General features: G+C 58.1%; 24 protein-coding genes. 12 read left to right on the forward strand and 12 right to left on the reverse strand.

Annotation, left to right across the window (positions count from 1 at the left end):
• Positions 1-162: 162 nt before the first annotated feature.
• Both msrQ and msrP read right to left on the reverse strand, forming a co-directional pair.
• Positions 163-777: a protein-methionine-sulfoxide reductase heme-binding subunit MsrQ gene (msrQ, locus tag B9P63_RS15405; RefSeq protein WP_085310421.1), complete on the reverse strand. Its 615-nt coding sequence runs from the start codon at positions 775-777 to the stop codon at positions 163-165.
• Positions 777-1,688: a protein-methionine-sulfoxide reductase catalytic subunit MsrP gene (msrP, locus tag B9P63_RS15410; RefSeq protein WP_085310423.1), complete on the reverse strand. Its 912-nt coding sequence runs from the start codon at positions 1,686-1,688 to the stop codon at positions 777-779. The genes msrQ and msrP overlap by 1 nt, the downstream gene beginning before the upstream one ends.
• A 146-nt stretch (positions 1,689-1,834) precedes the next feature.
• Here msrP and B9P63_RS15415 point away from each other — a divergent pair, with 146 nt between their 5' ends.
• A complete protein-coding gene (locus B9P63_RS15415) occupies positions 1,835-2,545 on the forward strand; it encodes a GNAT family N-acetyltransferase (protein WP_085310425.1) in 711 nt (236 codons plus the stop codon).
• On the opposite strand, the gene B9P63_RS15420 is transcribed toward B9P63_RS15415, so the two are convergent.
• Positions 2,542-3,258: a response regulator gene (locus B9P63_RS15420; RefSeq protein WP_085310427.1), complete on the reverse strand. Its 717-nt coding sequence runs from the start codon at positions 3,256-3,258 to the stop codon at positions 2,542-2,544. The two genes, B9P63_RS15415 and B9P63_RS15420, sit on opposite strands and share 4 nt — an antisense overlap.
• A 165-nt stretch (positions 3,259-3,423) precedes the next feature.
• Here B9P63_RS15420 and mce point away from each other — a divergent pair, with 165 nt between their 5' ends.
• The gene (gene mce / locus B9P63_RS15425) at positions 3,424-3,828 is read left to right on the forward strand and encodes a methylmalonyl-CoA epimerase (RefSeq protein ID WP_085310429.1); all 405 of its coding nucleotides are present in this window, start codon (positions 3,424-3,426) and stop codon (positions 3,826-3,828) included.
• On the forward strand, positions 3,828-4,124 hold the full coding sequence (locus tag B9P63_RS15430; protein WP_085310430.1) for a DUF1467 family protein: 297 nt from the start codon (positions 3,828-3,830) through the stop codon (positions 4,122-4,124). The genes mce and B9P63_RS15430 overlap by 1 nt, the downstream gene beginning before the upstream one ends.
• Here B9P63_RS15430 and B9P63_RS15435 read toward each other — a convergent pair.
• The 4 genes from B9P63_RS15435 to B9P63_RS15450 form a co-directional block, all read right to left on the reverse strand.
• Positions 4,054-4,779, reverse strand: coding sequence for an EI24 domain-containing protein (locus tag B9P63_RS15435; RefSeq protein ID WP_085310432.1), 726 nt, complete (start codon positions 4,777-4,779; stop codon positions 4,054-4,056). The genes B9P63_RS15430 and B9P63_RS15435 overlap by 71 nt on opposite strands.
• Positions 4,776-5,354, reverse strand: a complete 579-nt coding sequence (locus B9P63_RS15440; RefSeq protein WP_085310434.1) for a nitroreductase family protein — start codon at positions 5,352-5,354, stop codon at positions 4,776-4,778. The genes B9P63_RS15435 and B9P63_RS15440 overlap by 4 nt, the downstream gene beginning before the upstream one ends.
• Before the next feature lie 69 nt (positions 5,355-5,423).
• Positions 5,424-6,530, reverse strand: a complete 1,107-nt coding sequence (locus B9P63_RS15445; RefSeq protein WP_085310498.1) for a class II histone deacetylase — start codon at positions 6,528-6,530, stop codon at positions 5,424-5,426.
• Between the two features lie 10 nt (positions 6,531-6,540).
• Positions 6,541-6,795, reverse strand: coding sequence for a hypothetical protein (locus tag B9P63_RS15450; RefSeq protein WP_085310436.1), 255 nt, complete (start codon positions 6,793-6,795; stop codon positions 6,541-6,543).
• 125 nt (positions 6,796-6,920) lie between these two features.
• On the opposite strand from B9P63_RS15450, the gene B9P63_RS15455 reads away from it, so the two are divergent.
• The 5 genes from B9P63_RS15455 to B9P63_RS15475 all read left to right on the forward strand — a co-directional run bounded on the left by B9P63_RS15455 (position 6,921) and on the right by B9P63_RS15475 (position 10,531).
• Positions 6,921-7,652 (forward strand): M48 family metallopeptidase, encoded by a 732-nt coding sequence (locus tag B9P63_RS15455; protein ID WP_085310438.1) that lies wholly within the window; start codon positions 6,921-6,923, stop codon positions 7,650-7,652.
• Positions 7,652-8,041, forward strand: a complete 390-nt coding sequence (locus B9P63_RS15460; RefSeq protein ID WP_085310440.1) for a YigZ family protein — start codon at positions 7,652-7,654, stop codon at positions 8,039-8,041. Before B9P63_RS15455 ends, B9P63_RS15460 begins: the two co-directional genes overlap by 1 nt.
• Positions 8,042-8,101: 60 nt before the next feature.
• Positions 8,102-8,356: a DUF6455 family protein gene (locus B9P63_RS15465; RefSeq protein ID WP_085310442.1), complete on the forward strand. Its 255-nt coding sequence runs from the start codon at positions 8,102-8,104 to the stop codon at positions 8,354-8,356.
• Positions 8,357-8,438: 82 nt separating this feature from the next.
• Positions 8,439-10,055 (forward strand): long-chain-fatty-acid--CoA ligase, encoded by a 1,617-nt coding sequence (locus B9P63_RS15470; protein WP_085310444.1) that lies wholly within the window; start codon positions 8,439-8,441, stop codon positions 10,053-10,055.
• 185 nt (positions 10,056-10,240) lie between these two features.
• Positions 10,241-10,531: a protein-tyrosine phosphatase family protein gene (locus B9P63_RS15475; RefSeq protein WP_085310446.1), complete on the forward strand. Its 291-nt coding sequence runs from the start codon at positions 10,241-10,243 to the stop codon at positions 10,529-10,531.
• Here the strand turns inward: B9P63_RS15475 and B9P63_RS15480 are convergent.
• The 3 genes from B9P63_RS15480 to rimO are packed head-to-tail and all read right to left on the reverse strand — an operon-like array spanning position 10,528 to position 13,044.
• A complete protein-coding gene (locus B9P63_RS15480; protein ID WP_085310448.1) occupies positions 10,528-10,731 on the reverse strand; it encodes a hypothetical protein in 204 nt (67 codons plus the stop codon). The genes B9P63_RS15475 and B9P63_RS15480 overlap by 4 nt on opposite strands.
• Before the next feature lie 42 nt (positions 10,732-10,773).
• Positions 10,774-11,610, reverse strand: a complete 837-nt coding sequence (locus B9P63_RS15485) for a hypothetical protein (protein ID WP_085310450.1) — start codon at positions 11,608-11,610, stop codon at positions 10,774-10,776.
• A 42-nt stretch (positions 11,611-11,652) separates the two neighbouring features.
• Positions 11,653-13,044 carry a 30S ribosomal protein S12 methylthiotransferase RimO gene (gene rimO, locus B9P63_RS15490; RefSeq protein WP_085310452.1) on the reverse strand — a complete coding sequence of 464 codons (1,392 nt, stop codon included), beginning with the start codon at positions 13,042-13,044 and terminating at the stop codon, positions 11,653-11,655.
• Positions 13,045-13,189: 145 nt separating this feature from the next.
• On the opposite strand from rimO, the gene B9P63_RS15495 reads away from it, so the two are divergent.
• Positions 13,190-15,973 (forward strand): AsmA family protein, encoded by a 2,784-nt coding sequence (locus B9P63_RS15495; RefSeq protein WP_085310453.1) that lies wholly within the window; start codon positions 13,190-13,192, stop codon positions 15,971-15,973.
• Here the strand turns inward: B9P63_RS15495 and B9P63_RS15500 are convergent.
• Complete coding sequence (locus B9P63_RS15500) at positions 15,956-17,449, reverse strand: FMN-binding glutamate synthase family protein (RefSeq protein WP_085310500.1); 1,494 nt, start codon at positions 17,447-17,449, stop codon at positions 15,956-15,958. The genes B9P63_RS15495 and B9P63_RS15500 overlap by 18 nt on opposite strands.
• A 124-nt stretch (positions 17,450-17,573) precedes the next feature.
• On the opposite strand from B9P63_RS15500, the gene B9P63_RS15505 reads away from it, so the two are divergent.
• The 3 genes from B9P63_RS15505 to B9P63_RS15515 all read left to right on the forward strand — a co-directional run bounded on the left by B9P63_RS15505 (position 17,574) and on the right by B9P63_RS15515 (position 19,226).
• Positions 17,574-18,020, forward strand: coding sequence for a DUF302 domain-containing protein (locus B9P63_RS15505; RefSeq protein WP_085310455.1), 447 nt, complete (start codon positions 17,574-17,576; stop codon positions 18,018-18,020).
• A gap of 197 nt (positions 18,021-18,217) precedes the next feature.
• A complete protein-coding gene (locus B9P63_RS15510) occupies positions 18,218-18,700 on the forward strand; it encodes a fasciclin domain-containing protein (protein ID WP_085310457.1) in 483 nt (160 codons plus the stop codon).
• 259 nt (positions 18,701-18,959) lie between these two features.
• The gene (locus tag B9P63_RS15515; RefSeq protein ID WP_245830712.1) at positions 18,960-19,226 is read left to right on the forward strand and encodes a hypothetical protein; all 267 of its coding nucleotides are present in this window, start codon (positions 18,960-18,962) and stop codon (positions 19,224-19,226) included.
• Between the two features lie 70 nt (positions 19,227-19,296).
• On the opposite strand, the gene B9P63_RS15520 is transcribed toward B9P63_RS15515, so the two are convergent.
• The gene (locus B9P63_RS15520) at positions 19,297-19,974 is read right to left on the reverse strand and encodes an HAD family hydrolase (protein WP_085310504.1); all 678 of its coding nucleotides are present in this window, start codon (positions 19,972-19,974) and stop codon (positions 19,297-19,299) included.
• Between the last annotated feature and the right edge of the window lie 69 nt (positions 19,975-20,043).

The raw sequence follows: 20,043 nt of genomic DNA on the forward strand, positions 1-20,043 counted from the left end.
CAAGCGCTTTTTTCAGGAATTGATCAAAAAGTTCGCTTTTCCTATTTAACGAACGAAAACAACAATTTGAAGGGTGATTTGGGCAAGATGATTGCGCGAACATGTGAAGCGGCTTGGTTGACGTAAGCCTAATGTGGATAAACCCCCGTGTTATCCACAGACTCAACCCATACGCCATCTTGGAAGGGCGAATTTTTTACTCGGAATCCGTAGTGCAAGCAGGATCAGAACGATTCCCATATAGATCAGTGGTTCTAACTGAAGCCCTTTGGAGAGCATGATGAAGTGCAGAGCTCCAAGCACGGCTATTCCATAGGTTAGTTTATGAAGCTTGCGCCAACGCACCCCCATTCGACGCACACTGTATGCGTTTGAGGTCACCGCCAGCGGTATCATCAGCGCGAACGCACCCATGCCGACAGTTATATATGGGCGCTTCACAATATCCGCCCAAATCTGACTGGCGATCTGCACATCAAGCACAAGCCACACCAGCAGATGCAGCGCCACATAGACAAAGGTCATGATACCGATAGCGCGGCGGAACTTCAGAAGGTTCACGCCTAGATATTTGCGCAAAGGCGTGATGCACAGCCCGGCAACCAGCAGCTTCAATGCGAATTCACCTAACTCATGCTCCAATGCTTTGATCGGCTCTGCCCCAAGGCCACCGCTCAAACCAAGAAAGAGAAAGTACCCCGCAGGCAAAATGCCAAGAACATAGACGAGCCACGCAGGAACGCGGCGCGCCGTTTGGTTTACCCTGTCTTTAAGCATCAGAAGTTTTTACTCAGATCCATACCAGTATACAGGCTGACCACCTCATCTTCATAACCGTTCATCATCAGCGTCGGAATGCGCTTGGAAAAAAGGCCGCCACCGATTTTGCGCTCGCTCGCCTGGGACCAGCGCGGATGATCCACCTTTGGGTTCACATTAGAGTAAAATCCGTACTCGCGCGCGTTGGCGACATTCCAGCTTGTCGGCGGCTCTTTATCCATAAGGGTGATCTTCACCACGGACTTGATCGACTTGAACCCGTATTTCCACGGCACCACCAAACGAAGCGGCGCGCCGTTCTGGTTGGGCATGTCTTTACCATAGATGCCGCTTGCCATGATCGTTAGCGGGTGCATCGCCTCGTCAAGGCGCAGACCCTCTACATAAGGCCATTCCAACACGGGGAAGCGTTGACCGACCATTTCCTCGGGGCGGTAAAGCGTTTCGAACGCCACATATTTCGCACCCGATTGCACACCCGCAAGCTCCAGCATGTCTTTCAACTCGAAGCCGTTCCAAGGCACCACCATCGACCAGGCCTCGACACAGCGGAACCGGTATATGCGTTCCTCGATCGTCATCTTCGCCATGATATCGGCGAAATCATATTCACCGGGCCTGTCCACCAGACCGTCGATCGTGACGGTCCAAGGCGTCGTCGTCAGCTTGCCGGCGTTCTTGACAGGATCGTCCTTGCCCGTGCCAAACTCGTAAAAGTTGTTATAAGTTGTAATGTCCTCGAAGCTGTTAGGCTCAAGCGCCTCCTTTGCCAGCGCAGCGCGCGGACCACCTATGGCTGCGGCAAGGCCCAGACCCGCTGCAACCGCCATGATCTGACGGCGGTTCAAGAACACCGATTGCTCCGTTACGTCCGAGTCTTTCAGTGTATTCTTCCAGCGATAGGCCATTGGGGCACTCCTTTGTTGCGATCGACATAGACGCAGAGCGATCACAGACCAATGGCACGGCTTTCACGATGCCGTGCTGAGACTGCAACAAACGCCCTTTCCCTTGGCCAAAATCCGATGCACTCTGATCGACGAAGGACAATATTATGAACGACAGACCTTTAGGAGCATTGGTTCCGAACTGGACACCGCCCCCAGCACCTGAGCCAATGACACTTGAGGGGCGCTATTGCCGCCTTGAGCCGTTAGATGCAGAAAAGCATGCAGCACTGCTGTTTAATGCGTTCCAAGGGCATGATGCACACTACGACTATCTTCCCACAGGGCCATTTCATTCAGCGGCGCAATATCATCGCTGGGTCAAGGATGTGACGTCCGACCCGGGCAACCTGTTTTTCGCGGTCTTCGATCTGCGCGCTGGCGCTTATCTTGGCGTGCTGAGCTATCTGCGTATTGCGCCCGAAGCCGGCTCGATCGAGGTGGGCAACATCAACTTTTCCAGCGCTATGCAGCGCAGCCCTGTTTCGACCGAAGCGATCTATCTGACGATCAAGTGGGCGCTCGACGCAGGCTATCGCCGGTTCGAATGGAAATGCAACGCGCTCAACGCACCCTCGCGCCGCACGGCGCAGCGACTTGGTTTCAGCTTCGAGGGCGTGTTCCGGCAAGCGCTCGTGGTCAAAGGGCGCAATCGCGATACCGCATGGTTCGCAATCATCGATGCGGAATGGCCTGCGCTGAAAGAGGCCTATCGCGTCTGGCTTGATCCCGCGAACTTTGATTTGCAAGGACAGCAGCGCGAACGCCTGGGCGATTTGACCGGCCTCGTGCGCGCTGCGAGCGATCCCACGCTCTAGATCACCATTTGCGCCGTGACCCGTTGGCGTACCAAACCGGCAAGGCGCGCTTGATGGCTGTGAATCGTTCTGCCTTCTGCACGCGCACGCGATAGGCGCCGCGCCGCGCGGCTGAGCTGATCGTCTTGCGCACTTTTTGCCACGCCCTGAATGAACTGCGCCACATAATCGAGCGTTTTCATATCCGCCTCGGCCGTCAGCATTTCGGCGGCGTGGGCCATATCATCGCGATACGCCATCGGATCAGGCTCGACCTGCTCGTCAGTGATCGCTCGCAGGCCCACCGGGCGCATTTCTTCGGGAACCGCAGACAAGACCGCAGATTGAAACACCGATAGTGACGATAGCGGCTTGGCTATGAAGCCGTCCGCCCCCGCCGCCATGGCGATCGCTTCATTCATATCATCGCCACTAATCGCCAGAATTGCGGAAATGCGTGGTTCGACCTGCGAAAGCTCGTGGATAAGGCCCGCGCCCGATCCATCGGGCAGGCCAAGGTCGATGATCACCACACTAGGGCGATATACCTGTAAATGACGGCGCGCTGAGCGCAGGGAATCCGCCCGCCGGATGCGCGCACCGCTGCGCAGACACAAAAGGCGCATCGCATCGCATGCAAAACGGCTGTCTTCCACCACAAGTATCGTCAGGCCAAGCAAAGGGCGCGTCGCCGTCGGCGCAGGTGTCAGCAACGTGTAATCCAACTCATTCATGATATCCTCGCAACATTAGCATCTCTGAATGAAGCTAGGGCAACGATCCTAACAAGCCGTTAAGCTGCACGCACATGTCTTCCCCCCCCGCGTCTTTGCGCCGCTTGCCCAGATCAATGCACCGCTCCATATAGAACGCAAAGAAATGTGAACCGGAGATACCCAATGATCGGACGATTGAACCACGTTGCCATTGCTGTGCCTGACCTCGTCGCCGCCGCTGAGCAATATCGCGGTGCCCTTGGCGCAAACGTCGGTGCACCGCAAGATGAGCCTGACCACGGCGTCACGGTGATTTTCATCGAATTACCCAACACCAAGATCGAATTGCTCTATCCGCTCGGGACAGACAGCCCGATCAACGGCTTTCTGGAAAAGAACCCCTCGGGCGGAATTCATCATGTCTGCTATGAGGTCGATGACATCATAGCTGCGCGCGATAGTCTGGTGGCGTCGGGCTTGCGCGTGCTTGGCACTGGCGAACCAAAGATCGGTGCCCACGGCAAACCCGTTATCTTCCTGCACCCCAAAGATATGAATGGCGTTTTGACAGAGCTGGAGCAAGTCTAATGGGCATTACATCCGCACTCGTCCTCTTCGCCGTGATCTGGTTCATGACATTCCTAATCGTGATCCCAATCCGCCTGCAAACCCAAGGCGATGTCGGCGTCGTCGTGCCCGGCACCCATGCCGGATCACCCGAACATCACAATCTCAAGAAAAAGGCGTGGATCACCACAGCTATCAGCTTCGTTTTGTGGTGCATTATCGCAGGCACCATCACTTCAGGCATGATCAGTGTACGCGATCTGGACTGGTTCGACCGGATGAGCGAGCCGGCTGTGTCGCGTGAAACAGATGAGTAAAGGTCGCCGCGCCTAGGATCGGAATAAAAAGGTTCAAAAGGGGCACCGTCAAGGGCACCGCCATGAAGCACCCCGCGAGCCAGATTTTACCGAAGTTCTCTTTGCGTGCCTGCTTTGCGCCTGCGCGGCCCAAGCGGCGCATGGCGGCGATCTGGAAATATTCGCGTCCAAGCAGGAAACCGTTGAGCGCCCAGAATATGAAGATCGCCGCAAAGGGCAGCATGATGTAGACCAAGATCGCAAGGATATTGGCGCCGATCAGAATGCCCAGAAAATTAAGCGTGTCGCGCAGGGATTCATAAAGCGGGATCGGCGTAGCGCTTGGCAAGGTCGGGTAGTGCTTTGCCTCCACCGCTGACGCGACTTCGTCCAGAAAAAGCGATGTGATCGCGGAGGCGACAGGCACCATCAAGAAGGTCGACAAGAACAGCATCAGGAACAGCGACCCCCAACTGAGCAAATCGCCGAGCCAGTTGACTTCGCCGACAATAGGCAAACTCAGCCCGCCGTCGAGGGATTGATTCATGATCGTCAGGAACAGCGCGTAAAAGCCCGCAAGCAGCGCGATTGTCAGCGCGACACCCAGAAACAGCACGCGGCGAAAGCGGGGATCACCCATTTGCCCGAGCGCTTTGAAAAACGAAACAAGGATCATGTGTCGGTCCAATCTGTGATCGCATCCAGATCAGGGCGCGGACGCTCGGGCGGCACGGCTTTTTCCGTGCCGATGTGAATGATGCCCGCGACGCGCTCTTGCGCACCAAGGCCGAGGCCAGCCTGCACAAAGCTGCGATCATGCGAGGGCCAGCCAGACAGCCAATTCGCACCCCAGCCGCTTGCCAAGGCTGCGTTCAAAAGTGCAAGGCAAACGCCGCCCACTGCATAGGTCTGCTCGATCGCAGGCACCTTTTCAGAGGGCTTTTGCACTTCGATCACCGCAACCGCCAATTCGCCCGTAACGAACTGTGCCGCGCCCTTTTCGATTTTTTCCACGTCATAGCCTAGCTCTGCACCGCGCAAGCGAGCCAGCCCAGCCAAACGATCCATCGCGCCACCTTGTAGCACGATAAAGCGCCAAGGCTCCAGCTTGCCATGATCCGGCGAACGCGCAGCGGCGCTCAGGATCGGCAAAAGTTCGGCCTTGCGCGGAACGGGCGCTTGCAGGGTCTTCGCAGGACGCGAACGACGAGTCAGCAAAAACTCCATCGCGGCTGGATTTGGATCGGGCACATGCGCCTCCTTACTGGGTGAGGTCTACATCACCACGAACCGTGCAAAATTCAACCGCAAACCCGTACATCAAAGCGCAAGCGCGCGGCGCATCTGTGCGATCTCGCCGCTGACGAAGCGCTGATGCGCGGCCCCCGGTTGCCGCTTTTCATAAAGCGCAGCCATGGGATCCGGGGCATCTATGCGACTGCCGCTCAATTCCTGCATCACCGCGTGACCGCAAAACGGCACATAGGCCTCCGAATACCCACCCTCATGCGACATCATCAACCGCCCGTCGCAGATATCATCGGCAAGGTGCATCACCTGCTTGGTCATCTGGCGAAATGTATCAACTGTCGCCATCATCCGCCCAAGCGGATCGATGAGTGCGGCGTCGAAACCACAAGCAATGATGATCACATCGGGCGCGTAGGCACGAAGCTGCGGCAGGGCGATATGCTCCATCGCCTCGAGGTAACTGTTGTGTCCAGCCCCCGGCGGTAACGGAATGTTGAGGTTGAACCCCTCTCCCGCACCGGACCCGCGATCTTCAAAACTGCCTTTATCAATGGGAAAATTATTCTCCTGATGAATGGAAATCGTCATTACGTCCGCGCGCTCGTAGAAGATCGCTTCCGTGCCGTTGCCGTGATGCACGTCCCAATCAAGCACGGCGACACGTTTTGCCAAGCCACCCTCAAGCGCCGCTTCAATCGCGATCGCGATATTAGCCATCAGGCAAAACCCCATCGGTTGATCCTGTGTGCAATGATGCCCAGGCGGGCGCGACAGCGCATAGGCATTGCGCAGCTCGCCGCGCAGTACGGAGGACAAGGCACCCATGCTAAGCCCGACCGATTGCGCTGCAATCTCGTAGCCACCAGCGCCGAACGGACAGCGTAGCCCGATTTCACCGCCCCCCGCATCCGACATCGCCTTGAAGTGATCAAGCATGACAGCAGGATGTACGCGCAGCAAATCCTCGCGGCTAGCAGGCACCGCCCCTTGCATCGCCAACTCGCGGGACAGCCCCGTGATATCAAGCAGGTTCTTGAAACGCCGCTTGCTTTCGGGACTTTCCGGCAGGCCACCGTTCACCATCGGCTGCACCAGCCCTTGCACAGGCATCATATTGGCGTAATTTCCGCCTCCGTGCCAGAAACAGCTTTCGTCCCAGAAAAATCCCGTTGTCATATTTTCCACCTTACGCTTTTTCGTCACTCTCCCGATCAGGGCGCACACGATACACGCCTTCGGGTAAATCCAGCGCTGCGGCCAGATCGCGCAATTGCTCCATGCTCAGTGTGATCTTTTCCGCTTGCCCAAGACGCGGATTGAATTGCTCCAGCGTGATACACTCCGCATAAGCGTTGATGACCACATCCTCTTGCAGCGCCGCTGCGCCGTCATCGACAAGCGTGATCACCGATGCGTCAAATTCGTGTTCAATGCTAAACATAAGTCCAGCTTAGGGCGCACGCCGATCGCGGGCAACGCCAATCCGCGCGATTTCGTGACTGGTATTGACCTTGCCACGCGCTTATCTTGTACCTTGAAAGATCACCTGAAGGCAGACCTTTATCTATGAACATCCGTTTTCTGGCTCCGCTGCTCGCCCTCGCCTTGGGCGCGTGTAGCATCGCACCCAGCACACCCTCGGTCCCCAGCCCTGCGACACAGCCCGCGCCAGCCGCGCAGCGTGACGCCGCCACGACCCTGAGCGCAGAGCGCGCCGCGCGCCAGTTCGTAAGCGTAGTCAAAACTGTCGAGCCGGTGGCAGAAGCCGAATGCCGCGCTCGCACCAGGGGCATGAACTGCGATTTCAACATCGTCGTAGATGATCGCCCGGGCCAGGCCCCGAACGCCTTTCAAACGCTGGACAAGGCAGGACGCCCTGTGCTCGCCTTCAACATCCCGCTGATCGCGACGGTCAAAAACGCGGATGAACTCGCCTTCGTCATGGGCCACGAGGCCGCACATCACATCGAAAGTCACATAGCGCGCCAGCAGCGAAACGCGACTGCGGGCGCCGTGATTTTCGGCAGCATCGCCGCGATTACCGGTGGCGGAGATCAGATGGTGCAATCCGCGCAAGAGGTCGGTGCTTCGCTCGGCGCGCGCAGTTACTCCAAGGATTTCGAACTGGAGGCAGACCGCCTCGGCACGATCATCACCCATAAGGCCGGATATGATCCGGTGCGCGGCGCTGCATTTTTCACCACGATTGCCGATCCCGGCAACAGGTTCCTCGGCACGCACCCGCCCAACGCCGCACGGATCGAGATCGTGCGCAAGACTGCGGCCACGCTGAAATAGTGTTCCAGATCGCCCATGTGATCACCGATCGCGGCTCGAAATATGCAGTCAGCGGCGCACCTGCCCGCAGCAAATCGGACGCGCTGGCGCTGCTCAAGGATCTCAAGCGCAACAAGCGTTTCGTCAAAGCAACGCATAATACATGGGCCCTGCTTGCCACGCACGGCGGGCCGATCAAAAATGACGACGGCGAAAGCGGTGCAGGCGCGATCATCCTGCGCATGCTCGAGCGCGCGGAACTGAGCGATCATCTGATCATCGTCACGCGCTGGTACGGCGGCACGCATCTTGGCGGGGATCGCTTTCGCCGCGTTCAAGACTGCGTCAACGCCTATTTCGCCGCCGCGCCAGACCTGCCAGATCGCACACGCAGCGCAAAACTGATCTAAATCAAAGCGCGCCTTACTGATCTGACTAGTCTCCTCCTCGAGCTAAGCACAGGGATAGTTATGACAGATCGCACGTCACTCAAGAAACACGCCGCATTGCTAGACACCATGTCCAGCACACGCGGCATCGATCTTCAAAGCCGCGCGCTTGCCGGCGATGTGTCCATCGACGAAATCACGGATGCGGTCTTTGCCTGCACCAACTGCGCCTTTCCCGGGGCATGCGGTAAATGGCTGGCTGCACACAAAGGCGGCACTTCGCATTCGCCAAGCTATTGTGAAAACACCGATCTCCTTGCGCGCCTGTCGGTTTAGCGCGCTACTTAACGCTGCAAATTGATTGACAAAAGTCGCGTGTCGCCCCCTCCTGTCAGAAAATCTTTGGGAGGAGATGCCAATGCTAGGGCAAATGATGCAAGGCCGCTTGCTGATCTCGGCGCTGTTGGATCACGCGGGCACATATCACGCGAAAACTGAAATCACCTCGGTCGAAACCGATGGCAGCGTCACCCGCTCCAATTGGGGCGAGGTGCAGCGCAACGCCAAAAATCTGGCCAGCGCGCTCACAAAAATGGGCCTGAAGCCTTCCGCACGCTGCGCCACGATCGCATGGAACAACCGCCGCCATCTGGAGATCTATTTCGGCGTGTCCGGCGGACAGTTCGTCTGCCACACGATCAATCCACGTCTGTTCCCAGAACAACTGGTCTACATCGTGAACCATGCCGAGGATGAAGTGCTCTTTATCGACGCAACCTTCCTGCCGCTTGCCACTGCGCTGCGCGATAAAATGCCGACGCTTAAGGCGATTGTTCTGATGGGTACTCGCAACGAATCCGCGCTGGAACAAATCCCTGAACTGCAATTCTACGACGAGTTGATCGAGACCGGCGATGATGATTACGCTTGGCCCGATTTCGACGAGAACACGGCGTCCAGCCTGTGCTACACTTCAGGCACGACGGGCAATCCCAAGGGCGTGCTATACTCCCACCGCTCTACGATGCTGCATAGTTTCGCTTCTGCGCTGCCCGATTGCATCGGCTTTTCTGCGCGCGATATCATCTTGCCCGTCGTGCCCATGTTCCACGTCAACGCATGGGGCACACCTTATGCGGCAGCCATGGTCGGCGCACAATTGGTGATGCCGGGGCCGGGGCTGGACGGCTCCAGCCTGTTGAAACTCATTGATCGGGAAAAGGTCAATGTAGCGCTTGGCGTTCCGACGATTTGGCAAGGCCTGCTGATGGCCGCCAAAGATGCGGGCAGCACACTCGATAGCCTTAAGCGCACGGTCGTCGGCGGCTCTGCCTGCCCGCCCGTGATGATCGACACCTTCCGCGACGTTTATAATGTCGATCTGGTCCACGCTTGGGGCATGACCGAGATGAGCCCGCTAGGCACCTCTAACCAACCCCTTGCCAAACACGGCGCACTCCCGCTTGAGGCGCAACGCAAACTGCGCGAGAATCAGGGGCGACCACCCTTTGGGATGCAATTGAAAATCGTCGATGAGGACGGCAATGACCTGCCCCATGATGGTGCCGCCCAAGGCGATTTGCTGGTGCGTGGTCCTTGGGTGCTCACGGGTTATTTCCGCCCCGAGAAACCCGAAGCCCTTCGGGATGGCTGGTTCGACACCGGCGACGTCGCGCGCATTGACCCCGATGGTTACATGACGATCTGCGATCGCTCCAAGGATATCATCAAATCGGGTGGTGAGTGGATCAGCTCGGTCGAGCTGGAAAATATCGCCGCCGCCCATCCCGATCTGCTGGAGGCGGCCGTCATCGGCGCAGCGCATCCCAAATGGGACGAGCGCCCCGTGCTGGTCGCGGTAAAGGCCGAAGGGCGCGATCCCGATCCCGCCGATCTGATCGCCTTCTTCGAGGGTAAGATCGCCAGTTGGCAAAAACCCGATGCTGTCGTGTTCACCAATAGCTTGCCGCGCAATGCCACAGGCAAAGTTCTGAAACGGAACTTGCGCGAAGAGTTTGGGCAGGTCCTGATGTAAGCGCTGATCAAGAAGAAATTCTAAATTGGCGACGTTAGTCGGATAAACTGAGCCTGTCGGGTCAACCCACTGAGGATCAATTCGCTCTTCTATTATAGCTACGCGTTAAGCATGTCATTAATCTTGGACCGCATCATAACAAGGGTGCTTTGCCGGACGAGGCAAGCACCCTTGCCACTTTAGGGATGAGCTACATCTGCATCCCTGTGGAATTCGAAACCCCGACACAGGCAAATTTTGATCTCTTCGAAACCGCGATTGCGCAGCTAGCTGGCGAACGCGTACATGTTCATTGCATCGACAACGCCCGCATAAGTGCGTTCATGTATAAGTATGCTAAAATCAAAGGTGCGCGCGAGCAGGACGCCTTTGATCTTATGGATGGCATTTGGCGACCCGGGGAAGTCTGGTCAAAGCTGATCGGGCTAGAAATACCAAGAGAGCCTACAAACCTGTTTGCAGGCTATGACTATTAGCCCAAAAAGTTGCCAATATCAGTGCTCTGCAGCGCATCGCTAGCATGTGAAATCGCCTCTGCTTCACTCTTGAACGTAGGATCGAACGCAAAGGCTGATTTGGCGGCGTTCACGACTTCCACCTGCCAACCATTGCTGGTTTTCTCTGTCACGATGTCAAAGCTATGGCCCTCTACGGTGATCTGTTTTGGCGTGCTCATCTGGTTTGCTCCTGTTGCTTGGGGCCCACCTAACCCCAAACCCTATCGCGTCGCAAGAAAGCCGCCGATTTCGTCAAAAGTGGCACCCGAAGGCGCGCGGTGGGTCACGGCGACGGTGCCGACCACCTCATCGCCCGTAGCACCGCCGATCAGCCCGACAAAACTGCCGCTCGCTGGGTTCCACAGGATTTGACCGTTCACGATCTGGCCGCCCCCGGTAACGCCCTGAAAACTGCCGTCGCTGCTTAGGCTGGTTTCCTCCAGCACGAGCGTGCTGAGCGGATTGACCACATCGACGACATTATCAGGGCGCTGGCGAAAGATGCGCTCTGTGATGCGCCCCTCTATCGTTTCGCGCGCAAAATCCACGTCCAGCCGTGCCTTGCCATTGATGCGCCGCGTGCTGGTGAAGCCCGCATAATCCCCGTCAAAGCGAGCAGTGCCACTGAGGGGCATTTCGCTTGGACCAGTGCGCCCGTAGCTGGCGATGTTCAGCACATTGCCAGCCATACCGCCCGAGTAGATCACCAGCCGCGTGCCTTGGCCTTGCCCGAAATTGGCGTTGTGCACCCCCGCCGCGTCGCGCATGGCAAGCAAATCGCGATAATCTGCCGTGGGAAACCGGCCCATTTGCGCCGAAAGGCCGGGGGCGGTAATGGTGAACGTGCCCGAAATTGGATCGTAGTCGGCGCTCGCAAGGCCGCCAGCCAAACCGCCGGACGTAGAGAGCGTGCGCATGGTCTTGGCAATAGCGGCGCCGTCCGCATCACTCGCGCAGAGCACTGTGCAAGCCGCGCTCGCATCCTCGCCACTGCCGCTGGAGCAGGCAGCAAGCACGGGAGAGCACAGGGCGATGATCTTGAGGCTTCGCAGTAACATCACCCATGGCTACGCAAAGATGGTTAGCGAATCCTTAACGCGTTAACGATCAAGTACGCCCCAAAGATCGTATTCACCCGCCTCATCCACCGTGACGCTAACGATATCGCCAACGCTCAGATGCTCGAAACCCTCGTCTATGAACAAGTTACCATCAATTTCCGGCGCATCTGATTTGGTGCGGCAGGTGGCGGCGTCCTCGTCAATCTCGTCGATGATCACATCCATGCGCGTGCCGACCTTTGCCAAGAGCTTCGCCTCGGAAATGGCCTGCGCCTTTTCCATGAAACGGTCCCAGCGATCCTGCTTGACCTCGCCCGGCACATGATCCGCCAAAGCGTTGGAGCGCGCACCGGCGACGTTCTCGTACTGAAAACACCCGACACGGTCGAGCTGCGCTTCGGCCATCCAGTCCAGCAGGGTCTGGAACTCTGCCTCCGTCTCGCCGGGATAGCCGACAATGAACGTGCTGCGCAGGGTAATGTCAGGGCATTGCGCACGCCACGCTGCGATCTCGTCCAGCGTTTTGGCGCCAGCGGCAGGGCGCGCCATGCGTTTCAAGACATCGGGATGCGCGTGCTGGAAGGGAATATCAAGGTAGGGCAACAGGCCGCTCTCAGGGTCTGCCATCAACGGAATCAATTCTCGCACGGATGGATAGGGGTAAACGTAATGCAGCCGCACCCATGCACCCAGCTTGCCCATTTCGCGGGAAAGATCAGTGATGTGGCTGCGCACCTCGCCATCTTTCCACGGGTTCACGTCGTATTTGCGATCAAGCCCGTACGCGCTGGTATCCTGTGAAATCACCAGCAGTTCCTTGACGCCGCTCTCGAAAAGCCTTTCAGCCTCGCGCAGCACCGCATGGGCAGGGCGCGACACAAGACGTCCGCGCATATCGGGAATGATGCAGAACTTGCACTTGTGATTACAGCCCTCGGAAATCTTAAGGTAACTATAATGGCGGGGCGTCAACGACACGCCGCTCGCTGGCAGCAAATCCACGAAAGGATCGGGCGAGGGCGGCACGGCCACGTGCACAGCGTCCAGAACCTGCTCATATTGATGCGGTCCAGTAACGGCCAGAATGTTGGGATGGTGCTCACGGATGTAGTCAGGTTCCGCGCCAAGGCAGCCCGTCACGATCACTTTGCCATTCTCTTTCAATGCCTCGCCGATCGCATCAAGGCTTTCGGCCTTAGCGCTGTCAAGGAAGCCACATGTATTTACGATCACCGCATCCGCGCCCGCATAATCGGGCGAAATACCGTAGCCCTCGGCGCGCAGCCGCGTCAGGATACGCTCACTATCAACCAGCGCCTTGGGGCAACCAAGGCTGACCATGCCGATACGGGGCTGACCGGGGCGCGCAGCGTCAGGCAATCTGACGACAGGCGCGAGATCGGGGCGAAGCGAAGGAGGGTTTTGTGTCATGACGCGCTCCCTACACCGCGCGGCGCGCCTTGAGAAGAGGCGAGGCGCAGGAACAAACCCGCCTGCGGAGCGTTGATCCGTGCGAGCGACGTTGCAGCCACACCGGCCAACGCATAGACTCGCATGTAAAAGGCGGAGCAGATAAATGCGTTTCTTGATCAGACTTGTCGTGATCGTCCTCGTAGCGGTGGCTTTGGCCGTGATCGGCCTCTTGATGTTGCCGGGCGATCGCATCGCGCGCATCGCAGCGGATCAACTGAGCAAACAGACCGGACGCGTCGTCACGATTAGCCCTGACACATCAATCAGCCTTTATCCTACACTTGGCGTCACGACCGGACCCGCCAGTATCAGCAGTGCCGAGTGGGCTAAAAACGGGCCCTTGCTCACCTCCAACAGCCTCGCGATCGGCATCGACGTGCCTGCGCTTTTGGGCGGCACGATCCGCGTCACAAAACTGGAGGCGAAAAGCCCCCGCGTCATTCTTGAACGCGCAGCCGACGGGCGCGCCAATTGGGAGTTCTTCCCGAGCGACGCTACGCCAACCGAAACGCCCGCAGCCACCACAAGCGAGGATGGGCAAAGTTTCGATCTCTCGTTAGAGCGCGCGCTGATCAGTGATGCGTCCTTGCGCTATATTGATCATGGCACCGGTACAGATCAATCTTTCGAGAATGTCGATCTGGATCTCAGCTGGCCCGACATGGGCGGCGCGGCGCAGGTCATGCTGGGCGTCACGCCCTTTACCGAACGCCTCGTTTTAAATGCGAACGTCGCGGATGTCATGGGCCTGAGCAAGGGCGCGCAAACGGCGCTCAGGGGCACGCTGCAGGGCGCTGGCGCGAACATTGCTTTTGAGGGAACGGCGTCGATCAAACCCGAAGCGGCGATGCAGATCAACGCAGATATCCCGCGCGCCGGAGCGCTATTGCGCGCGTTGGGACAAGACCCTGCCGCGCTGGGCCTTTCCGGCGATTTCGATCCAAAGCTGTCCGTCAACAGTCAGGTCAGTTTTGATGGCACGCGCCTTGCCCTGCGCAAAATGGCGCTTGGGCTTGATGCAAGCACCCTATCGGGCGACGCGGATATCGTGCTGGCACCGGATGCGCCGCAAGTCACGGCCAAGCTGAACGCGGACATAAAGAACGCTGGCCAGTTGATGCGCATGCTGGGCCAGACGCCCGAAACCTTCGGCCTCGATCCCGCCTTTAATCCCAGCCTTGCCAGCGCGGTGACACTGTCGCTGAACGGCTCCAACATCACGGCGGGCCTCACCGGCCTTACCGCGTCGATGGAGGAGGCCCGCATGTCGGGCAAAGCTGATATCGCGCTGCAAGATGGAACGCCGAACATCACCGCGGATCTTGCGCTGAGCCTGCCCAACGCCGCGCGCAGCGCCGAACTTTTAGGTCAACCGCTTAGCAATTTCGGTCTTTCGCCCAGCGCGGTCCCCGCACTGAAAAGCAATATCACGGCAAACATCAAGGGCGAGAATATCAGCGCCACCTTGCGCGATCTAAGCGCGTCCATGGCAGGTGCGAATGTCTCGGGCGCAATGGACTTCGCTATCGCAGGCGGTGCCCCTGCCCTATCGGGCAATGTCACGGCGAACATCCCAAGCACCGCCAACCTGATGCGCGCGCTGGGCCAGACCGCCCCTGATCTGCCCCAAGGTTTCGGACGTGCGATCAAGGCAAGCACGGCCCTGTCGTTCAAGTCAAACCGGTTGGACCTGAGCGGACTTACCGTCTCGCTCGATCAGAACACGTTCAGCGGTGGCCTATCCATCGGGCTGGGCGGCGCTACCCCCAATGTCAACGCGACCTTGCAAGCGGGCGACCTTGATTTCAGCGCCCTGTCCGGCGGCGACAGCAGTGGCGCAAACGAAAGTACATCAAGCGGCGCAGGCTGGCCCACAACCCCGATCGACGCCAGCGCGCTCGGCGCAGTGAACGGCAACATCAAACTGACGGCAAGGTCGATCAATTTGGGCAACCTCCAACTTGGCGCAGCCGATCTGGGCGTCGCAATCGACAATTCACGCGCAGTCATTTCGATAAACGATCTGCGGGCATACCAAGGCAGTTTCGCAGGCAATTTCGTCGCCAATAACCGCAGCGGCCTGTCCGTGGGCGGCGATCTGCGCGCAAGTTCCGTCGCGCTTGGTCCCTTGCTCACTGCGCTTGCAGGTGTCGACAAGATCGCTGGCAACGGCAATCTCAACGTCTCGTTCCTTGGTTCGGGCGGCTCTGTGGATGCGATCATGCGCTCGCTCTCTGGTCAGGTGGCGCTTTCGGTGCCGCAAGGCACGATTTCCGGCATCGATCTTGAGGGGCTCATCCGCCAAGGCAACGCAAACGCGAGCCTGACCCAATTCACGAACCTTTCCGCCAACGGCGTAATCAGTGGCGGCAGCCTGCAAAACGACGATCTCACCGTCTCTACAGGGCGTGTGGATGCCAAGGGCGAGGGCTACATTAATCTGGGTGCGCAAACGTTGGATTATCTGATCACCCCGATCGCAAAGGATGTGGGCAGTCAGGATCGCATCGAAATTCCCGTGCGCATCAAAGGGCCTTGGTCCAATCCAACGATTCGCCCCGATCTCGAGGCAGCGCTAAACCTCGAAAACGAACGTAAGAAGCTGGAAGAACAAGCGCGTCAGGAGATCGAGCGCGAAAAGCAAAAGCTGATCGATCAGGCAGAGGCCGAGAAGGAAAAACTGCGCGCCAAGGCGCAGGCCGAAGCGAAAAAGCTGGAGGACAGGGCGCGCCAAAAAGTTGAAGACGCTGCCAAAAAGGCAGCTGAAAGAGCAGCACAGCAACTTGGCCTCGACAAAGCAGCGCAGAAAAAGCTCGAAGATGCGGCAAAGAACACCTTGGAAAAAGAGCTGGGCAAGGGATTGAAAAACCTACTCGGCGGCAACTGATCCTTGCGGCGGATACAGCTGGGACATAGGCCGCGAGCGCCCGTCGCCTTGCATGATACGCACGTGCTGGCGCCGTAGCAGGCGCGGTTCGGCCACGCCGACGGAATGGGCAATGGTTTCCACCTCTTTGACGATGCTCTTGGCATAGCGCGCCACACGCTTGTATTTATCCTCGACGACCAGCCCCTTCTGAAAGCGCGGATCATGGGTGGTGATCCCCGTCGGGCAGGTGTTCTTGTTGCATTTCAGCGCTTGAATGCAGCCCAGAGCAAACATGAAACCACGCGCAGAGGTGACGAAATCAGCTCCCGCCGCCAAGGCCCAGGCGATGTCACCGGGGTTCACCAGCTTGCCGCTGGCGATGATCCGGATGCGAGGTTTCAAGCCCGCTGCATCGCGCATATCGGCGACAAGCGGCAGAGCTTCGCGAATGGACATGCCCACCAGATCAATCAGCGGCATGGGCGCAGCCCCTGTGCCGCCCTCCCCACCATCGATAGTGATGAAATCGGGCGCGCTTTGCGGCCCCCGCGTGCCAATTTGGTCGAACAGGCCTTGCAGGCCGTCTTCGGTGCCCACGACGGTCTTGATGCCCACAGGCTTGCCCGTGACCTCGCGGATATGCTCAACCAGATCCAGCAGATCACCCCAATCATCCACCCCAAGATGGCGGTTGGGCGACAGGCTGTCCGATCCAGCGGCAATGCCGCGAATTTCGGCAATCTCGGGCGTCACCTTTTCGCCGGGCAGGATACCGCCCTTGCCGGGTTTTGCCCCTTGGGCCAGCTTGACCTCGAACATGCGCACGCTTTGATGCGCTGCCGCCTTGCGCAGCTTGTCATCGCTTAGACCGCCGTGTTCATCGCGCACGCCGTATTTCGCCGTGCCTATCTGGAAAATCACGTCGCAGCCCCCCTCTAGGTGGAACGGGCTAAGCCCGCCCTCTCCGGTGTTGAGCCAAACGCCTGCTTCCTTGGCACCGCGGCTAAGCGCTTGCACGGCGGGCTTTGAAATCGCGCCGTAACTCATGCCGGAAATATTGAAAAAGCTGGTTGCAGTGAACGGCTGGCGCGCCTGCTCACCAATCACCAAAGGTTCGGAACTGGCGAATTGATCATCCAGCGGCGGAAAGGCGGCATTGGCGAAGATCGGCGTGCCCACGATATTGAGATTGCGGGTCGAACCGAAGGCGACCGTATTGCCATGCCCCTCGCCTGCGCGCTTTACCCATTCGCGCTGCGCCCTGTTGAACGGCAATTCCTCGCGGTCCATCGCAAAGAAATACTGGCGAAAGAACTCGCCAAGCGTGGCAAACAAATGCCGGAACCGTCCGATCACCGGATAATTGCGCCGAATGGCGTCTTCAGTCTGCACTCGGTCCAGAATGAAAAGGATCAGACCTGTTAAAATTAGCACGCCGATTGTAAAGGCAAACAATAGCGCCAGACCCTCAAGAACATTCATCGCAAATCCCATGGCGCAATTCCCCCCGGCCCCGGTTTGATCTATAGCAAGGACGCCCCCGCCCATGCCATGACAGTGTTCAATTCGCGTGCAAGGTACAAGAGCGCGCAGATCAACGTGACCCAAGGAGCATCCCATGACCCGAATTTCCATCGCAGCCGCGTTTGCACTGACCCTTGCCACTCCGCTACTAGCCCAAGCCACCGTGACCTACACGAGCGCGCAGAGCTTTGACGACGTGGTCTTTGGGTTGGAAAGCGCCATTCTGGATCAAGGCCTCGTGATCGACAGCACCAGCCATGTGGGCGATATGCTGGAGCGCACGAAGGCCGACGTCGGCTCTGATCGCACGCTATTCCTGAATGCGGACGTCTATAGCTTCTGCTCTGCCAGCCTGTCGCGCAAAGTGATGGAGGCCGATCCGATGAACATCCAGTTCTGTCCCTACGGTATTTTCGTGATGGTTAGCCCTGATAGGCCAAACGAAACCACGATCGGCTATCGCACCATGCCCGAGGGCGCGATGAAAGAGGTAGAGGCACTTCTGGACAGCATCGCAAAGACCGCAATCGGCCATGAATAACGCCGGATCAATCACGCTCTGCTGACGCTGGGTCACAAGAAATTGAGTGGTTCTCGCGCGCGGCCTAAGCTTAGGCCGTGCGCGCGTTTCGTCAAGCATCATAGGCGGATTTCCCCGCAGATCCAAAGCCTCGCAGCCCCCGTATCCTAGTCAATACCACGTCTGGTATTGGACAAATTTTTTGAAGGATACACACCATGCTTCGTAGAACATATCTCGCTTTGACTGCCGCCGCTCTTATCTCCGGCCCTGCTTTTGCGGGTGGCCATTCCAAGGACATCGTCGATACAGCAGTTGGCGCGGGCACGTTTGGCACGCTCGTCGCTGCCGTTCAAGCCGCCGGCCTTGTCGACACCCTTAAGGGCGAGGGTCCGTTCACCGTATTCGCCCCTACGGATGATGCCTTTGCCGCTTTGCCCGAAGGCACTGTCGAAACATTGCTTTTGCCTGAGAACAAGGACCAGTTGACGGCGATCCTGACCTATCACGTCGTCGCAGGCAAAGTAATGGCTGCTGACCTGAGCGACGGCATGATGGCAACAACCGTGCAAGGCAGCGACGTCAAGATCATGACGGAAGGCGGCGTCACCGTCGGCGGCGCAAACGTCACGGCAGCTGACATCGAAGCGTCCAACGGCGTCATCCACGTGATCGACGCGGTGATCATGCCGAAAATGTAAAAACAGCCACCACTCACGAAAAGCAATTCCCCATCGGCGCAAGCCGGTGGGGTTTTTCTATTCAGGCGCTTTCTTGAACAAAGCAGCGTACCCGCTGGGCCTATCTTAGCCGATCCAGCACATTGCAATTTGACCGCGCGGGAGAGCGCCGATCACATCTTGCACAACACGCGGTTTATAGCCGAACTTCGCACCAAAACCTCTCAAAGGATGTTTTACGGATCGCAATATCCGACACTGGCAATGCGCACATATTTGGATGCGCAGACTCAAACAGGGACGACACATATTTACCAAAGCTACAACCACACTCGCGGCGCTCACCCTTGCAACGGCCAGTTTTGCCATGTCGGACGCTGACGCAAACGGGGACAAGATGCTGGATATGGACGAGGTGAAAGCCGCCTATCCGGAAATCAGCGAAGACCAGTTCACCCTGGCCGATGCCGACGGGGACGGCGTGCTGAGCGAGCAGGAACTCGCAGACGCGGCGCAAGCGGGCGTTCTGCCGAAACCGGGCGAGTAACGACGCCCCGGTAATCTTCCAACCGGTTAACCACTCACGCAGACATCTGGTTTGGAAGCGGGGGCGCAGTCTATGACCCTGCGCCCCCGCTATGCGGTTTGAGACCCAGAAGCGTTGGCAACTCGGACATATCCGCGAACAGTGCATCACAGATCGGGGCGAGCCGCTCTTTCGGCGTTTCCGCGTGAAAGCCGAAAGTGAACATGCCAGCAGCAACCCCTGCCCTCGCTCCACTCGCACTATCCTCGATCACGACGCAGCGGCTTGGCGCGATGCCAGCCTCGTTTGCCGCTTTGAGATAGACATCAGGTGCAGGTTTGGGATTTGCCACATCCTCGCGTGAGAATCTGCGGCCCTCAAAGCGCTCTTGCAAACCACATTTGGGTAAGGTCACCGCCATTTTCGCGTGCGGCCCGTTCGAGCCGATCGCATAGGGAATCCTAGCCGCATCGAGCGCGTCCAGAACAGCGATCGCGCCTGCCACAGGCTCGACCTCCTGCGCCAGAACCGCGTGCATTTCGGAATACATCTGATCGAGCCAGTCACCCGGCAGTTTCGCCCCCATATCAAGGGCAAGGTCCATGACCCCTTGCATCGTGCCGCCCACGAAAAGGTCCATGATGTCGTCAATCTCAAGTGGCAGCCCATGCTGGGAAAGGCTCTTCTGCATCACGCGATTGGTGATCATTTCACTGTCCACCAGCACACCATCACAATCGAAAATCACCATATCAGGGGGCATTATCATAAAAACGGCCACGCTTGTTGTTGCGTGGCCGTTCTTTCGTTTCATCGTCTAAGTGTCAAAGCACAGGTT

Source organism: Planktotalea arctica (assembly GCF_002105285.1).
GTDB classification, from domain to species: Bacteria; Pseudomonadota; Alphaproteobacteria; order Rhodobacterales; family Rhodobacteraceae; genus Planktotalea; species Planktotalea arctica.

What these genes read in the sequence shown, in the direction of transcription:
- msrQ (WP_085310421.1), bottom strand. Translation starts at nt 777, where the DNA reads ATGCTTAAAGACAGGGTAAACCAAACGGCGCGCCGCGTTCCTGCGTGG.
- msrP (WP_085310423.1), bottom strand. Translation starts at nt 1,688, where the DNA reads ATGGCCTATCGCTGGAAGAATACACTGAAAGACTCGGACGTAACGGAG.
- B9P63_RS15415 (WP_085310425.1), top strand. Translation starts at nt 1,835, where the DNA reads ATGAACGACAGACCTTTAGGAGCATTGGTTCCGAACTGGACACCGCCC.
- B9P63_RS15420 (WP_085310427.1), bottom strand. Translation starts at nt 3,258, where the DNA reads ATGAATGAGTTGGATTACACGTTGCTGACACCTGCGCCGACGGCGACG.
- mce (WP_085310429.1), top strand. Translation starts at nt 3,424, where the DNA reads ATGATCGGACGATTGAACCACGTTGCCATTGCTGTGCCTGACCTCGTC.
- B9P63_RS15430 (WP_085310430.1), top strand. Translation starts at nt 3,828, where the DNA reads ATGGGCATTACATCCGCACTCGTCCTCTTCGCCGTGATCTGGTTCATG.
- B9P63_RS15435 (WP_085310432.1), bottom strand. Translation starts at nt 4,779, where the DNA reads ATGATCCTTGTTTCGTTTTTCAAAGCGCTCGGGCAAATGGGTGATCCC.
- B9P63_RS15445 (WP_085310498.1), bottom strand. Translation starts at nt 6,530, where the DNA reads ATGACAACGGGATTTTTCTGGGACGAAAGCTGTTTCTGGCACGGAGGC.
- B9P63_RS15450 (WP_085310436.1), bottom strand. Translation starts at nt 6,795, where the DNA reads ATGTTTAGCATTGAACACGAATTTGACGCATCGGTGATCACGCTTGTC.
- B9P63_RS15455 (WP_085310438.1), top strand. Translation starts at nt 6,921, where the DNA reads ATGAACATCCGTTTTCTGGCTCCGCTGCTCGCCCTCGCCTTGGGCGCG.
- B9P63_RS15465 (WP_085310442.1), top strand. Translation starts at nt 8,102, where the DNA reads ATGACAGATCGCACGTCACTCAAGAAACACGCCGCATTGCTAGACACC.
- B9P63_RS15470 (WP_085310444.1), top strand. Translation starts at nt 8,439, where the DNA reads ATGCTAGGGCAAATGATGCAAGGCCGCTTGCTGATCTCGGCGCTGTTG.
- B9P63_RS15475 (WP_085310446.1), top strand. Translation starts at nt 10,241, where the DNA reads ATGAGCTACATCTGCATCCCTGTGGAATTCGAAACCCCGACACAGGCA.
- B9P63_RS15480 (WP_085310448.1), bottom strand. Translation starts at nt 10,731, where the DNA reads ATGAGCACGCCAAAACAGATCACCGTAGAGGGCCATAGCTTTGACATC.
- B9P63_RS15485 (WP_085310450.1), bottom strand. Translation starts at nt 11,610, where the DNA reads ATGTTACTGCGAAGCCTCAAGATCATCGCCCTGTGCTCTCCCGTGCTT.
- rimO (WP_085310452.1), bottom strand. Translation starts at nt 13,044, where the DNA reads ATGACACAAAACCCTCCTTCGCTTCGCCCCGATCTCGCGCCTGTCGTC.
- B9P63_RS15495 (WP_085310453.1), top strand. Translation starts at nt 13,190, where the DNA reads ATGCGTTTCTTGATCAGACTTGTCGTGATCGTCCTCGTAGCGGTGGCT.
- B9P63_RS15500 (WP_085310500.1), bottom strand. Translation starts at nt 17,449, where the DNA reads ATGGGATTTGCGATGAATGTTCTTGAGGGTCTGGCGCTATTGTTTGCC.
- B9P63_RS15505 (WP_085310455.1), top strand. Translation starts at nt 17,574, where the DNA reads ATGACCCGAATTTCCATCGCAGCCGCGTTTGCACTGACCCTTGCCACT.
- B9P63_RS15510 (WP_085310457.1), top strand. Translation starts at nt 18,218, where the DNA reads ATGCTTCGTAGAACATATCTCGCTTTGACTGCCGCCGCTCTTATCTCC.
- B9P63_RS15515 (WP_245830712.1), top strand. Translation starts at nt 18,960, where the DNA reads ATGCGCAGACTCAAACAGGGACGACACATATTTACCAAAGCTACAACC.
- B9P63_RS15520 (WP_085310504.1), bottom strand. Translation starts at nt 19,974, where the DNA reads ATGATAATGCCCCCTGATATGGTGATTTTCGATTGTGATGGTGTGCTG.